This window comes from Paracoccus nototheniae, assembly GCF_004335005.1.
GTDB classification, from domain to species: domain Bacteria; phylum Pseudomonadota; class Alphaproteobacteria; order Rhodobacterales; family Rhodobacteraceae; genus Paracoccus; species Paracoccus nototheniae.
The window spans coordinates 1-13,725 of the sequence record NZ_RQRT01000085.1; the positions used below are offsets into that span (position 1 = coordinate 1).

A 13,725-nucleotide genomic window follows, 5' to 3' on the forward strand; every position below is an offset into this window, starting at 1 on the left:
CTGGGGGGCCGATCGGGGGCCATCCGTCTCCTGCAGTGCCCCGGCGATCCGGTCCGCAATCTGGGACAGCAGGTCGGGATCGTCGCCCTCGGCCATGATGCGCACCAGCGGTTCGGTCCCCGAGGGCCGCACCAGAAGCCGCCCCGAGGCGCCGAGCCGCGCGTTCATCTGCGCGATCAGCGCCGCCACCACCGGATCGGCCAGCGGCGTGGCGCCGCGCGCCACCGCCACGTTGCGCAGCAGCTGCGGCACCGGCTGAAAGCGCGACAGAACCTCGGATGCGGGGCGGTCGGCTTCGCGGATCGCGGCCAGCGCCTGCAGGGCCGCGACCAGACCGTCGCCGGTGGTGCTGAAATCGGACAGGATGATATGGCCCGACTGTTCACCGCCCAGATTGCAGCCCAGCTGGCGCATCCGTTCGACGACATAGCGATCGCCCACCCCGGTGCGCACCAGCGCGATGCCACGGGCGGACAGATGGCGTTCCAGCCCGATATTCGACATGACCGTGGCGACCAGCGTGTTCTGCGCCAGCCTGCCTCGCGCATGGGCGCGTTCGGCGATGACGCACATCAGCTGATCGCCATCGATCAGCCGGCCCTTTTCATCGATCAGATGCACCCGGTCGGCATCGCCGTCCAGCGCGATGCCCAGATCGGCGCCATGCGCCAGCACCGCATCGATGCAGGCCTGCGGCGCGGTCGATCCGCAGCCCGCATTGATGTTGATGCCGTCGGGTTCGGTGCCGACGCGGATCACCTCGGCGCCCAGTTCCCAGATCAGGTCGGGGCCGACCCGGTGGGCTGCGCCATGCGCCGCATCGACGACCACGCGCAGCCCGTCCAGCCGCAGCCCGCGCGGAAAGGCGCGCTTGGCAAACTCGACATAGCGTTCGCCCGCGCCGTTGATGCGGCGGGTGTGGCCGATCTCGGCGGGCGGGGCCAGATCGCCGTCATGGTCCATCCCGGCCTCGATCGCGGCCTCGTCGGCATCCGACAGCTTATAGCCGTCGGCGCCAAAGAACTTGATCCCGTTATCCCAATGCGGATTGTGCGAGGCCGAGATCATCACCCCCAGATCGGCGCGCAGCGACCGGGTCAGCATGCCGATGGCGGGGGTGGGCAGCGGGCCGGTCAGGACCACGTTCATCCCCGCCGAGGTGAACCCCGACACCAGCGCACTTTCGACCATATAGCCCGACAGCCGCGTGTCCTTGCCGATCACCACGGTGCGCGCGCCGCCCGCGCGGACCAGATGGCGCCCGGCGGACCGGCCAAGCCGCATCACCACCTCGGGCAGGATGGGCCAGGCATTGGCGCGCCCGCGCACCCCGTCGGTTCCGAACAATCTGTTGGTCATGATGTGAAATCTCTTGCTGAAGACGCCCCGGGTCAGGGGGTCAGACCAGAATGAAGGGATCGATGATGATGTCGGCTGCGGTCAGGTCGTCGGCGTCCAGACCCGCCAGCAACAGCCGGTCCCGCGCGCCATAGGTGAATTCCAGCCCGGCATCGGTATCGACAAAGGCGTTGCGGGCCGCTGCGGCGCTGGCAAAGCCGAAATCCCACAGCTGAACGCGGTCGATTCCGGTGGTGAAATCCAGAATGGTGTCAAAGGCCCCACCCCGGCGGAACAGGAACAGGTCGGCCCCGCCGCCGCCCGCCATGACGTCATTGCCGCCGCGCGGATCAAACCGGTCCGCCCGGCTGCCGCCCAGCAGGATCTCGCTGCCCACGCCGCCGTTCAGACGTGCGCCGGGGTTCAGGAAATCGACAAAGGCCGAATGCTGGGCGACCGCGTTGAACTGCAGCGCGACGGTACCGGGTTCGGTGATGGTCGCGCCATTGGCGCCGGTGATGCGCACCGGGGCGCCGCCCTGCGTGCGCAGATCGACCTCGACCTCTCCCCGCCCGATAAAGCTGAAGCGCAGATCGGATCCGTCGCCGGTCACACTGATCAGCTCGCCCCGCATCGGCAGGGCACTGATATGGGTGACATCGGCTATCTGCGGCCCCATCGTCACATCGAAGCTGCCGCCCGCACGGGGCAGAAACACCTGATCCTCGTCATAGGCGTACCAGTTCGCGACCGAAGCGATGCGCCCCTCGGATCCCAGATCCAGCGCGAAATGCCCGGCATCGGTCGATCCGACGGTGGCGCTGACGACATTGCCGCTGCGCGTGACGGTCAGGGTGCTGTCGGCGAAACTGTCGATGCGGCGGGCCAGATCATCGCCGGTCACGAATTCCGTGCCGCTGGCGGCGGCGGTCGCGATCAGCGTTTCGAACATCTGGCGCGAATAGACCTGATCGGGATCGTTCAGCCAGTTCGTCGGCCCGTAATCATGCCAGGGAAAGGCCAGGATCGGGGTCGTGGCATTCGCGGTCAGGGTGGCGAATTCGACCAGCCAGGCGGCCTCGGCCTGTTCGGGGGTCATGTTGTTCCACCCGATCAGCGAGAAATCGAACGACATGTTGGGCGCCATATAGACGCGCTCGGTCTCGTCCGGGGTCAGATAGCCGAAGGCCCCGGGATAGCCCGCGCCGGTCCCCGAATAGCCGCCGCTGAGATAGTCGAAATACTCGATCATCTCGCGCGTGGCATCCAGCCGTTCGGGCGCGCCGGGAACGGCAGCGCCGGTGACGGTGATGCCCAGTTCGCGTTCGATCACCAGTTTCGAATATTCGAACTGAAAGCGATAGGAGGCCTCCAGCACCGCGCGTTCGACCTCGGTCAACTGGGTGGGGTTGATGGCGTTGGGGTTGCGCGGATCGGTGCGCGCCAGCGTGTCGGCCAGAACGGCGTTGATGTCATCGGCATCCATCTGCGACAGGGCCTGCAGCACCGCCTCGCTGGTATCCTCGCGGGTGCAATAGGGGCACCAGCAGACCACCCCATGTTCGACGATATCGCTATAGGCCAGAATCCGGGCCTCCAGCAGGCCTTGGGTGATCTGATCGGGAAACAGCAGGTTGGTGTCATGCGGATGGGTATAGGAATGCGATCCGATCTCGCTTTCCAGGGCCAGAATGCGGTCGTAATAGGGCTTCGAGACCGCCCAGTTCGTCTGCTGATCTGGCGCATAGGCGCCCACGTTGATGTAATAGGATCCGACAAAGCCGTAATCGGCGTACCAATCCTGAATGATGGGCAGCATGGCGTCATAGATGCCGGGGTTCTGGACGCTGACGTCGAACACCTCCTGCGACTGATCCATGTCGTTGCGCGCATAGAACAGCGACGTGTTGCGCGTCATCAGCAGCGACACGTCGGGGGCATTGTCCTGCAGCACCCAATCGATGGCCTGACCCAGAATGTTGTTGTTGCCGATGATCGCGTCGGTCGCGAAATGGACGTTGCGCCCGCCGGTCTGGGTGGCGATCACCGCATCATGCACGCCGCCGGTGACGACCTGTTCGAACAGCACCTGCCCGGTTCCGGTCGTGTCCATGAAATTCAGATAGGACACATTGCCGTAATTCCCCACGACCTGCCCCACGCCATATCCGTCCAGAACGGAACTGTCCGCCCCGGTGGCGCGCAGGCTGATGCCCTGCGTCTGGCCGAACCCTTCCAGCGTGACGCCCAGCAGGGCGTTCATCCGCGCATAGGAATTGCCGGGCAAGGCCGCGCCGGTCTGGTCGTTCGTCAGGAAATTGCCCGCAGCGATCAGGCCGACGCCGTAATCCTGCACGGCGGTGGTCAGCGAGGCCGCGATGGCATTCGCCTGACCTGCCTGAACATGCGACATGCCCGGAAAGACGATCGCGTCATAGCGGGCCAGCACTGCGGGGTTCAACAGATCCGCCTCGGTCAGCAGATCGAAGGGCACGCCCGCCTGCATCGCCTGATTTTGCGCCGACATGAACAGCTGACCATAGGCGGTCAGGTCATAGAAATTCGCCGCCGTCGTCGCGGAATAGACGATCGCGATGCGGCTTTCCGCAGAATCCACCGGTTCGGTGACAGGCGGCGTGCCCACGACCAGATTGGCGCTGCCATAATCGCCGGGCAGGAACACCGCGTCGTTCACATCGGCCAGAACGCGGATCTGCCCCGGATCGCCGGCCAGCAGCGACCGGTCCAGCGCCACCTCGAACCCGGTGCGGTCGGCGTTGAAGGCGAAATCCAGATCGGCGATGAAGGTCTGCCCCGCCGCCCCGCCATACAGGCGCGCCTGCCCGTCGGCGGTGATGTTGATATTGTATTCCGCACCCCCCGCCCAGCCCCAGATCTGATGACCGGTGGTGCTGTTCAGATCGGTATCCAGCCAGATCGTGGTGTTGGTGCCGATGGCCATGCCGTCCGTGCCGATCGCCAGCACGTACTGATCGCCGATCAGCTGACCCCGCATCTGGGCGCCCGATTGCGACACCAGCAGCCCCTCGGACCCCCAATCGCCCAAGGCGCCGTCCAGCGTGATCGTGCCGACCGTCACCGGTGGCAGCGTGCCCACGACGAATTCCGCCGTGGCATAACTGTTGGGGATGAAGACCGCGTCATTCACATCCGCAAAGACCCGCAGCGAGGCCGCATCGCCCAGCAGCGCCTGATCGACGGCGATCTCGAACGCGGTTCCCTGGGCGTTCATCGCGAAATCCAGATTGGCGACAAAGGTCTGCCCCGCCGCCCCGGAATACAGGCGCGCCTGACCCTCGGCATCGATATTGATGTTGTATTCGGCCCCCACGGCCCAGCCCCAGACCTGATAGCCGGTGGCGCCGTTGCGGTCGGTGTCCAGCCAGAGGGTCGTGTTCGCGCCGATCTGCAGCCCGTCGGTGGCGATGGCAAAGCTGTAGGTGCCGCCCTGCAGATCGCCGTGCAGGGCATAGCCTGCGGTTCCCGTGGCGGGCGTGTCCAGCCGCGTCGATCCGGCCCATTCGGCCAGATTGCCGTCCAGCGTCTTGCCGCCCGACACGACCGCGACGGGTGCGGCGATCTGCAGATTGCCGGTGGCATAGCTGGCGGGCAGAAAGGCCGTGTCGTTCACATCGGCAAAGACCCGGACCGGGCCCGGCGGGGCGCCGATCATCGCGCGGTCGATGCGGAATTCCATCACTCGCCCATCGGCACTGCGCGCGGCCTCCAGATCCGCGATCAGGGTCTGTTGCGGGCCGCCGGAGTAAAGCCGCGCTGTGCCGTCCGCCGAGATTTCGACATGGTATTCGGCGCCGCCTGCCCATCCCCAGATCAGATGGCCGGTGGAGCGGTCCAGATCGGTATCCAGCCAGACGGTCGAATTCGCGCCGATGGCCACATCCGTGGCGGTCATCGCGACGGTGATGTATTGGGGATCGGCGATGCCCCACAGGCCATAGCCCGGCGTGCCGGTCAGGGCGCTGTCCAGCCGCGCGTTGGGCGACCAATCCTGCATCGATCCGTCGATGGTCGGCATGGGGCGCCCTCCTGCTGCGTGGTGAAACCGCCGGTGCCGGCCCTGTCCGGGGGCGGCCCTTCGGTGGCCCAATGTCGTGCATCGCCGGGGGCGGGATCAACGCATGCGACGGCTAGTCACCCTCGGGTGAGGGGATGACGAAGCGGCTAGCGTCCAAAGGATAAGGCGCATCGGGGCTTAGTCCCGTGGCATGCCGCCCCGCCGATCTGCCCAATCGCCCGGCAGCGGCGCGGCGCAGGCGCAGAACACGGTTGCGCCAGACGCCGACAGCCGCTTTCCTTGATGTCGTATAACAAGAACAAACGACGAGACATCAGATGGATGACCATGACACCGGCCCCGTGCCGGTCCTCTCGGTGCGCAATCTTTCCGTCGCACTGCCTGTCGGGCATGACCGGACCTTTGCGGTCGAGGATCTGTCCTTCGACCTGATGCCCGCCGAGATCCTGTGCATCATCGGCGAATCCGGGTCGGGCAAATCCGTGACCGCGAATACCGTCATGGGGCTGTTGCCCGATGTGATGACGGTGCGCGGGGGGCGGATCGACTATTTCGGGCGTGACCTGCTGGCCCTGCCCGAGGCGGAATTGCGCAAGCTGCGGGGCAGGGCGGTCTCGATCATCTTTCAGGATCCGCTGTCGGCGCTGAACCCGCTGATGACCATCGGCGACCAGATCCGCGAGGTGCTGGACGCGCATGGCGTGGGCTCGCCCGCCAGCCGAACCGACCGCGTGGTCGAGATGCTGACCGAGGTGGGTCTGCCCGATCCCGACCTGATCCAGCATCAATATCCCTTTCGCCTGTCGGGCGGCCAGCGTCAGCGGGTGATGATCGCCATCGCGCTGGCGCTGGACCCCGACATCCTGATCGCGGACGAACCCACCACCGCGCTGGACGTGACCACGCAGGCGCAGATTCTGGACCTGATCCGCAAGGTTCAGCGCCGCAAGGGGATGAGCGTCATGTTCATCACCCATGATTTCGGCGTCGTGGCCGAGATCGCCGACCGGGTGATCGTGATGGAACAGGGTCGCGCCGTCGAACAGGGCAGCGCCGCGCAGGTGCTGACCGACCCGCGCCATCCCTATACCAAAAAGCTGATCGCCGCCGTGCCCCGGATGCGCGACGAGGATCGCCAGCGCGACATCGGTCGCCATGTCGTGTTGCAGGTCGCCAATCTGTGCAAGACCTATCGCACCACCTCGGGCTTTCTGGGCCGCATGCGCGAGGTGCGGGCCGTCGATGACATCAGCTTCGATCTGCACAAGGGCGAGACTTTGGGCATCGTGGGCGAATCCGGGTCGGGCAAATCCTCGATGGGCAAGGTGCTGATGAAGCTGATCCCGGCGGAACGCGGCACGATCCGCTTTCAGGGCGAGGATATCCTGACACTGAGCGATGCCGATTTCCGCCCCCTGCGCCCGCGCATCCAGATGATCTTTCAGGATCCCTATGCCTCGCTGAACCCGCGGTTCACCGTTGGGCAGGCGCTGACGGTCGGTCCCATCGCGCATCGCCTGTGCAGCCGCGCCGATGCCCGCAAGCGCGCCTGCGACACGCTGGAACAGGTCGGACTGAACGCCGAGGCCTATGACCGCTTTCCGCATGAATTTTCGGGCGGGCAGCGCCAGCGGGTCGGCATTGCCCGGGCGCTGATGTTCGACCCCGAGGTGATCGTGGCGGATGAGGCCGTCTCGGCACTGGATGTGTCCATTCAGGCGCAGATTCTGGAACTGCTGGACCGGATCCGGCGCGAGCGCCGGCTGGCGATGGTGTTCATCACCCATGACCTGCGCGTGGCCAGCCAGATCAGCGACGAGATCATGGTCATGCACCGGGGCAGAATGGTGGAATACGGCCCGCCCTCGCAGATCTTCCGCAGCCCGCGCCATGATTACACCCGCGCGCTGGTGGCGGCGATCCCGGGGCGCAAGGCGGCCTGAAAGCCTGAAAGCCTGAAAGCCTGAATGCGGGAACAGGGCGGGGGCGGTCCGGGGGGCCGCCCCCGTCCGCATTCTGCCCAATCGCAAGGATGGCGGCGGCGCCTTGCCGAAATCGGGGGCGTCGTTGTGATGTGCATCTTTATTGATTGTGAATGACAACTTTATGCTTGCCACAGCCCCTCACGCTGCCGTTACATCGAACCATGACAAGCGCAGCGGGGGCAGGATGGCCGACGACAGCGAAGACGATCCCGAAATCATCATCGGCGGGTTGCAGATCGACGTGCTGGAAGGCGCGTTCAGCTGGTACATCCGGTCGCTGGACAGCGTCGTCTCGGCCGATCTGGACCGGCGGATGGCGCATCTGTCCATTGCGCAGGGCAAGGGGCGGATCACTGCGCTGCTGCTGGTCGATGACTATCCGGGCATCCGCCCCTCGCAGATCGCTGATGTGCTGATGCGCGACCGCCCCGCCACGGGCCGCATCGTCGACCGTCTGGTGCAGGCAGGCGCCGTGCGACGCGAGACGGCGCCCGACGATCTGCGCGCGCAGGCGCTGTTCATCACCCCCACCGGTCACCGGCTGGCCGATGAGATCCGCGACATCGTCCGCGCGCAAGAGGCCGAGTTCTTTGACTTTATCCCCGAGGCCGATCGCGATCAGTTCATGCGGATGCTGAAGCGCGCCTATCTGAACATGAGGAAGAAATGGGACTGACTGCGACCCGCCCGGCCCTGTTCCGTGCCCCGATAAAGGAGACTGACTGACATGCCCGGCCCCTTTGTCGTTCCCGTCCACGGGGATATCGAATTGCCCAAAAAGGTCGATGTCGTCGTCATCGGCGGCGGGATCATCGGCTGTTCCACCGCGCTGGAACTGGTCGAACGCGGCCTGACGGTCGCGCTGTGCGAAAAGGGCGGCATCGGACATGAACAGTCCAGCCGCAACTGGGGATGGGTGCGCATCACCCGGCGCGACCCGCGCGAGGTGCCCCTGATGGCCGAGGCCTTGCGCCTGTGGTCGGGCATGGCCGGGCGCACGGGCCATGATCTGGGCTATCGCCAAAGCGGCATCGCCTTTGTCTGCGACACGGATGCCGCCGTGACCCAGCACGAACGCTGGCTGGAAAACCTGAAGGATTACCAGATCGACAGCCGCATGCTGTCGCGCCGCGAGGTCGCCGATCAGTTTCCCGGCCACCGGATGGATGCCAAGGGCGCGCTGTTCACCAGCGTCGATGGCCGGGCCGAGCCGCAAAAGGCTGCCCCCGCCATTGCCGAGGCGGCGCGCGAATGGGGCGCCCATATCCTGACCGAATGCGCCGTGCGGGGGATCGAGACGGCGGCGGGCCGCGTCTCGGGTGTGGTGACCGAACGGGGCGCCATCGCCTGCGATCAGGTGGTGCTGGCGGGAGGCGCGTGGTCGGGATTGTTCGCGCGCCATTCCGGCCTGCGGCTGCCGCAGCTGAAGGTCAAGAACTCGGTCATCCGCACCGAACCGCTGGAGGGTGGCCCCGAAGCCGCGATCTGGTCCGAGCGTTTCTCGGTCCGCAAGCGGCAGGATGGCGGCTATACGATCGCCGACGGGTTTCGCAATGTGGTCGATATCGTGCCGGACAGTTTCAGGTTCATGCGCGATTTCCTGCCCGCGCTGCGGGCGGAACGCAAATCGCTGATGCTGCGCCTTGGCGGCCCGTTCCTGGACGAGGCGCGCATCCCCAACCACTGGTCTCTGGATCAGGCCAGCCCGTTCGAATATTGCCGGGTGCTGGACCCCAAACCGGCCTTTGCCCTGCAGGACAAGGCGCTGGCCGCGCTGCGCCGGGCCTTTCCGGTCTTCGACAAGGCCAGGATCGCGCAGCGTTGGGCGGGCGCCATCGACGTGACGCCCGATGCGATCCCGGTCATCTCGGGCGTGGACGCGATCCCCGGCTTTCACATCGCCACCGGCTTTTCCGGTCATGGCTTTGGCATCGGGCCTGCGGCGGGCATGCTGATGGCCGATCTGATCACCGGCGCCAAGCCCGTCGTCGATCCGGCGCCGTTCCGTTTCAACCGTTTCTCGGATGGATCAAAGATCCAGATCATCAGCGGTTTCTGACCGGCGACGGCCCGTCACGGGCCGCCGTCCAAAGGCTGCGCGACCCCGGCAAGCGCGCACGGCCCGACAATCACAGGCTTGCCATCCTTTCAGGGAGACTGAGATGAAGACCGACAAGACGACCTTCACCCACCCCTCGCGCCGTCAGGCCTTGATGCTGATGGGGGCCGCGGGTGCGGCCCTGATGGGGCCGGTGGCGATCGGGCGCGACCGGGCATTCGCCGCCAATGCCGATGCCAGCGGTCAGGTGGTGCTGTCCTTTTCGCAGGAACCGACCGTCTTCAACCCCTTGATGCCGCATATCGAGGTGGACGAGGGCGTCTATTACGCCATCTTCGATCCGCTGTTCGATTTCGACCCCGACGGCGAATTCTTCCCCATTCTTGTGGCCGAGGTGCCGACCGTCGCCAATGGCGACATTTCCGAAGACGGGCTGCGCTGGCGTCTGCGCCTGAAAGAGGGGGTGACATGGCATGATGGCACGCCCTTGACCGCCAATGACGTCAAATTCTCGCTCGAACTGCCGATGGACCCCGATTTCCGGTCCTTCCGCACCACCGGTTACCGTCTGATGACAAACATCACCGTGGTGTCGGACACCGAGCTGACATGGGAGATGACCGAGCCTTTCGCGCCGATGGCGGCGATCCTGGCCTCGACCTATATCATCCCCGCCCATGCCTTCGACGGTGTGGACGACAAGAACAGCGCACCCTTCAACAACGCCCCCATCGGCACCGGGCCGTTCAAGTTCACCCGCCGTCTGGCGGGCGATCATATCGAGATGACTGCCAATGCCGATTACCACATGGACGGCCCGCATCTGCAGACCCTGATCATCAAATATGTCCCCGATCTGAACGTGATGTACACGCAGTTCAAATCCGGCGATATCGACGTGATCGGCCTGCAATACATCACCCCCGACAATTTCACCGAGGCCGAGGGGCTTGCCGACCGCACCGTCGAGGTGGCGGGCAAATCGACCTTTGAATCTCTGGCCCTGAACATGATGCGCCCGCAGTTTCAGGACTTGGTCGTGCGGCAGGCGCTGTATCACGCGCTGGACAAGACCTCGATCATCGATGCGCTGTATTACGGCGTGCCGACCCCCACCGAGACCTATATGCCGCAGCAATCCTACTACTATAACCCCGACCTGCCCGCGCATGAATTCAGCATCGACAAGGCGAATGCGCTGCTGGACGAGGCGGGCTGGGAACGCGGCGCCGGGGGCATCCGCGAAAAGGACGGGGTGCGGCTGTCCTTTACCAACTCGACCACGGCGGGCAATCATCTGCGCGAACAGGCCCAGCAGTTCATTCAGCAGACCTTCATGGAAATCGGCGTGGACATGCAGATCTCGAACCTGCCGCCTGCGGTGATGTGGGGCGATTACTGGATGAATTCGGAATTCGACAGCGTGGTCGTGGGGCTGAACGTGCTGGCGGGGGCCGATCCGGACAGTTCGGATTATTTCATGTCCACCATGTCGCCCGCGCGGGGCGGCGCGGGGCAGAACACCTTTGCGTATCAGAACCCGCGCGTGGACGAATTGCTGCAACAGGGTGCCGCGACCTTTGTCCCCGAAGAGCGGCGCGAGATCTATCGCGAGATGCAGGCCGTCATGCGCGAGGATCTGCCCTTCCTGCCGATGTTCCAATATGCGGTGATCACCGGGCGCAAGGCCGATGTGACCGGCCCCGCGCCCAATGTGAACAACCGCATCGACACCTGGAACGTGCGCGACTGGTCGCGCGCCTGAAGGGGGGGCGTGGCGGGCGCCCCCGCCTGCCGCGCCCTGTTCCGACATTTGCCTTTGACACGGAAAGGGCGCCCGCATGACGCGCTATCTTCTGCCCCGGCTAGGCCAAAGCCTTGTGCTGCTGCTGATCGTTTCCTTTATCGGATTTGCGGTGCTGACGCTGGCGCCCGGCGGGCCCTTGTCGCAATTCGCGCTCAGCCCCGGCATGACGCAGGCCCAGATCGACCGGATCGCGGAACAGATGGGTCTGAACCGGCCCCTGATCGTGCAATATCTGGACTGGCTGTCGCATCTGCTGATGGGCGATTGGGGCACGTCCTATCGCGATGGTCAGCCGGTTCTGTCGGTCATCGCCCGGCATCTGCCCGCGACGCTGCTGCTGATGGGCACGGCCACGGTGCTGGCGGTCAGCATCGGCAGCGCCATCGGCATCGCCAGCGCGATCCGGCGCGGATCGGTGTTCGATTATTCGATGACGGTCCTGTCGATGGTGGCGCTGTCGATCCCGACCTTCTGGTTCGGGCTGATCGCGATCTATGTGTTTTCGCTGAACCTTGGCTGGCTGCCGGCGGGGAACATGTATTCGGTGGGCGACCGGTCGCTGCTGGATTACCTGCGCCACCTGATCCTGCCGGCCTCGGTTCTGGCGCTGGTCGATATCGCGGTCTGGAGCCGGTATATGCGTACCGCGACGCTGAACGTGGTCAATCAGGATTTCGTGCGCACCGCGCGGGCCAAGGGGCTGACCCGGCGGCGGGTGCTGTTCAAGCATATCGTCGGCAACGCGCTGGTCCCGATGATCACGCTGGCGGGCCTGGAACTGCCGGTCCTGCTGGGCGGCGCGCTGGTGACCGAGACGGTCTTTACCTGGCCCGGCATGGGCCGGCTGTTTCTCGATAGCCTTGGATATTCCGATTATCCGGTGGTGATGGGGCTGCTCATGACCTCGGCGCTGCTGGTGCTGGTGGGCAATCTGGCCGCCGATCTGTGTGTCGCGCTGATCGACCCGCGCATCCGGCTGGCCTGATGAAAGGGACCATGACATGACGACCCCCGCCTTGCCCTCCACCGCCGCCCGCCGCCCCCTGATCCGGTCGCGTGCCCTGCGCCGCTTTCTGGGCCACAAGCTGGCCGTGATCGGGCTGCTCATGGTGCTGGGCCTGACGGCCGCCTGTTTCATCGGGCCGCATCTGCTGGCCTATGATCATCTGTTCATCGACCTGCGCGCCCGCTTCGCGCCGCCCGGCACCGGCGGGCATCTCTTTGGCACCGACCCTTTGGGCCGCGACATCGCGGCGCGGCTGTTTCAGGCCGGGCAGGTGTCGATGGCCATCGGCTTTGCGGTGATGGTGATCGCCACCACGATCGGCACGGTGGTGGGCACCGTCTCGGGATTTTACGGCGGCACGATCAGTGCGGTGCTGATGCGGGTGGTGGACGGGTTTCTGTCCTTCCCTTCGGTCTTTCTGCTGCTGGCGCTGGCCGCCTTCCTGCAACCCGGCCCGGTGATGATCGCGGTCATCATCGCCGCCACCAGCTGGATGGAGGTCGCCCGCATCGTCGAGGCCGAGGTGAAATCCCTGCGCAATCAGGATTTCGTGCAGGCCGCCCAGATGCTGGGCCTGTCGCAACGCTGGATCATGTTCCGCGAACTGCTGCCCAATGCGATGGGGCCGATCATCGTCGCGGCCTCGCTGACCGTGGCCCGCGCGATCCTGCTGGAGGCTTATATCAGCTTTCTGGGCTATGGCATCCAGCCGCCGCTGCCCAGCTGGGGCAATATGCTGAATGGTGCCCAGCAATATCTGGCCTCGGCGCCGTGGCTGGCGATCGTGCCGGGGCTGGCCATCACGATCGCGGTGACGGGGTTCAACTTTATCGGCGACGGGCTGCGCGACGCCTTTGACAGCCGCGCGCAGGGCCGCTGAGGCGGCCCGTCCTTATCCCCCACCGACCCTGAAAGGAGATCCCCATGTCCGGCCCAAGGCCCGATCCGGTGACCAGCGACGCGACCCTGCCCAGCCTTGTCGATGTGGTGGTGATCGGCGGCGGCATCGTCGGCACCTCGGCCGCGTTCGAGCTGGCGGACCGGGGCCTGCGGGTCGCCCTGTTCGAAAAGGGCCATGTCGCGGGCGAACAATCCAGTCGCAACTGGGGCTGGGTGCGCCTGACCCATCGCGACCCGCGCGAGATGGCGCTGATGGTCGATTCCGTGCGCCTGTGGAAGGGCCTGAACGCCCGCATCGGCGGCGAGACGGGGTATCGCCAATGCGGCGTCACCTTTGCCGCCGCCACCGACGCCGCCCTGGCCGAGGAACGCGACTGGCAGGACCGCTTGCAGGACTGGCAGATCCCCGCCCAGCTGCTGACGCGCGATGAAACGTTGGCCCGCTTTCCGGGCTTGTCGCTGGATATTCGCGGCGCGCTCTACAACCCTCATGACGGGCGGGCCGAACCGCAGATGGCCGCCCCCGCCATTGCGCGCGGCGTGCAGGCGCGGGGCGGGACGATCCATCAGGAT

9 protein-coding genes are annotated in these 13,725 nt (G+C 65.6%); 7 read left to right on the forward strand and 2 right to left on the reverse strand.

What is annotated here, in order from left to right; genetic code table 11:
- Both glmM and EG885_RS19675 read right to left on the reverse strand, forming a co-directional pair.
- Positions 1-1,359: phosphoglucosamine mutase (glmM, locus tag EG885_RS19670; protein ID WP_131578036.1), on the reverse strand; the 1,359-nt coding region annotated here is incomplete at its 3' end.
- A 40-nt stretch (positions 1,360-1,399) separates the two neighbouring features.
- Positions 1,400-5,395: a hypothetical protein gene (locus EG885_RS19675; protein ID WP_131578038.1), complete on the reverse strand. Its 3,996-nt coding sequence runs from the start codon at positions 5,393-5,395 to the stop codon at positions 1,400-1,402.
- Positions 5,396-5,712: 317 nt separating this feature from the next.
- On the opposite strand from EG885_RS19675, the gene EG885_RS19680 reads away from it, so the two are divergent.
- The 7 genes from EG885_RS19680 to EG885_RS19710 all read left to right on the forward strand — a co-directional run.
- Positions 5,713-7,338 carry an ABC transporter ATP-binding protein gene (locus tag EG885_RS19680; RefSeq protein ID WP_131578040.1) on the forward strand — a complete coding sequence of 542 codons (1,626 nt, stop codon included), beginning with the start codon at positions 5,713-5,715 and terminating at the stop codon, positions 7,336-7,338.
- Between the two features lie 226 nt (positions 7,339-7,564).
- The gene (locus EG885_RS19685) at positions 7,565-8,056 is read left to right on the forward strand and encodes a MarR family winged helix-turn-helix transcriptional regulator (RefSeq protein ID WP_131578042.1); all 492 of its coding nucleotides are present in this window, start codon (positions 7,565-7,567) and stop codon (positions 8,054-8,056) included.
- A 51-nt stretch (positions 8,057-8,107) separates the two neighbouring features.
- Positions 8,108-9,439: an NAD(P)/FAD-dependent oxidoreductase gene (locus tag EG885_RS19690; protein ID WP_131578044.1), complete on the forward strand. Its 1,332-nt coding sequence runs from the start codon at positions 8,108-8,110 to the stop codon at positions 9,437-9,439.
- A gap of 103 nt (positions 9,440-9,542) precedes the next feature.
- The gene (locus tag EG885_RS19695) at positions 9,543-11,204 is read left to right on the forward strand and encodes a peptide ABC transporter substrate-binding protein (RefSeq protein ID WP_131578046.1); all 1,662 of its coding nucleotides are present in this window, start codon (positions 9,543-9,545) and stop codon (positions 11,202-11,204) included.
- A gap of 76 nt (positions 11,205-11,280) precedes the next feature.
- Entirely contained in the window at positions 11,281-12,231 is a 951-nt protein-coding gene (locus EG885_RS19700; RefSeq protein ID WP_131578048.1) for an ABC transporter permease, read from the forward strand.
- A 16-nt stretch (positions 12,232-12,247) separates the two neighbouring features.
- Positions 12,248-13,132 (forward strand): ABC transporter permease, encoded by an 885-nt coding sequence (locus EG885_RS19705; RefSeq protein WP_131578050.1) that lies wholly within the window; start codon positions 12,248-12,250, stop codon positions 13,130-13,132.
- A gap of 44 nt (positions 13,133-13,176) precedes the next feature.
- Positions 13,177-13,725, forward strand: a 549-nt coding sequence (locus tag EG885_RS19710; protein ID WP_131578052.1) for an NAD(P)/FAD-dependent oxidoreductase, incomplete at its 3' end; no start/stop codon positions are given.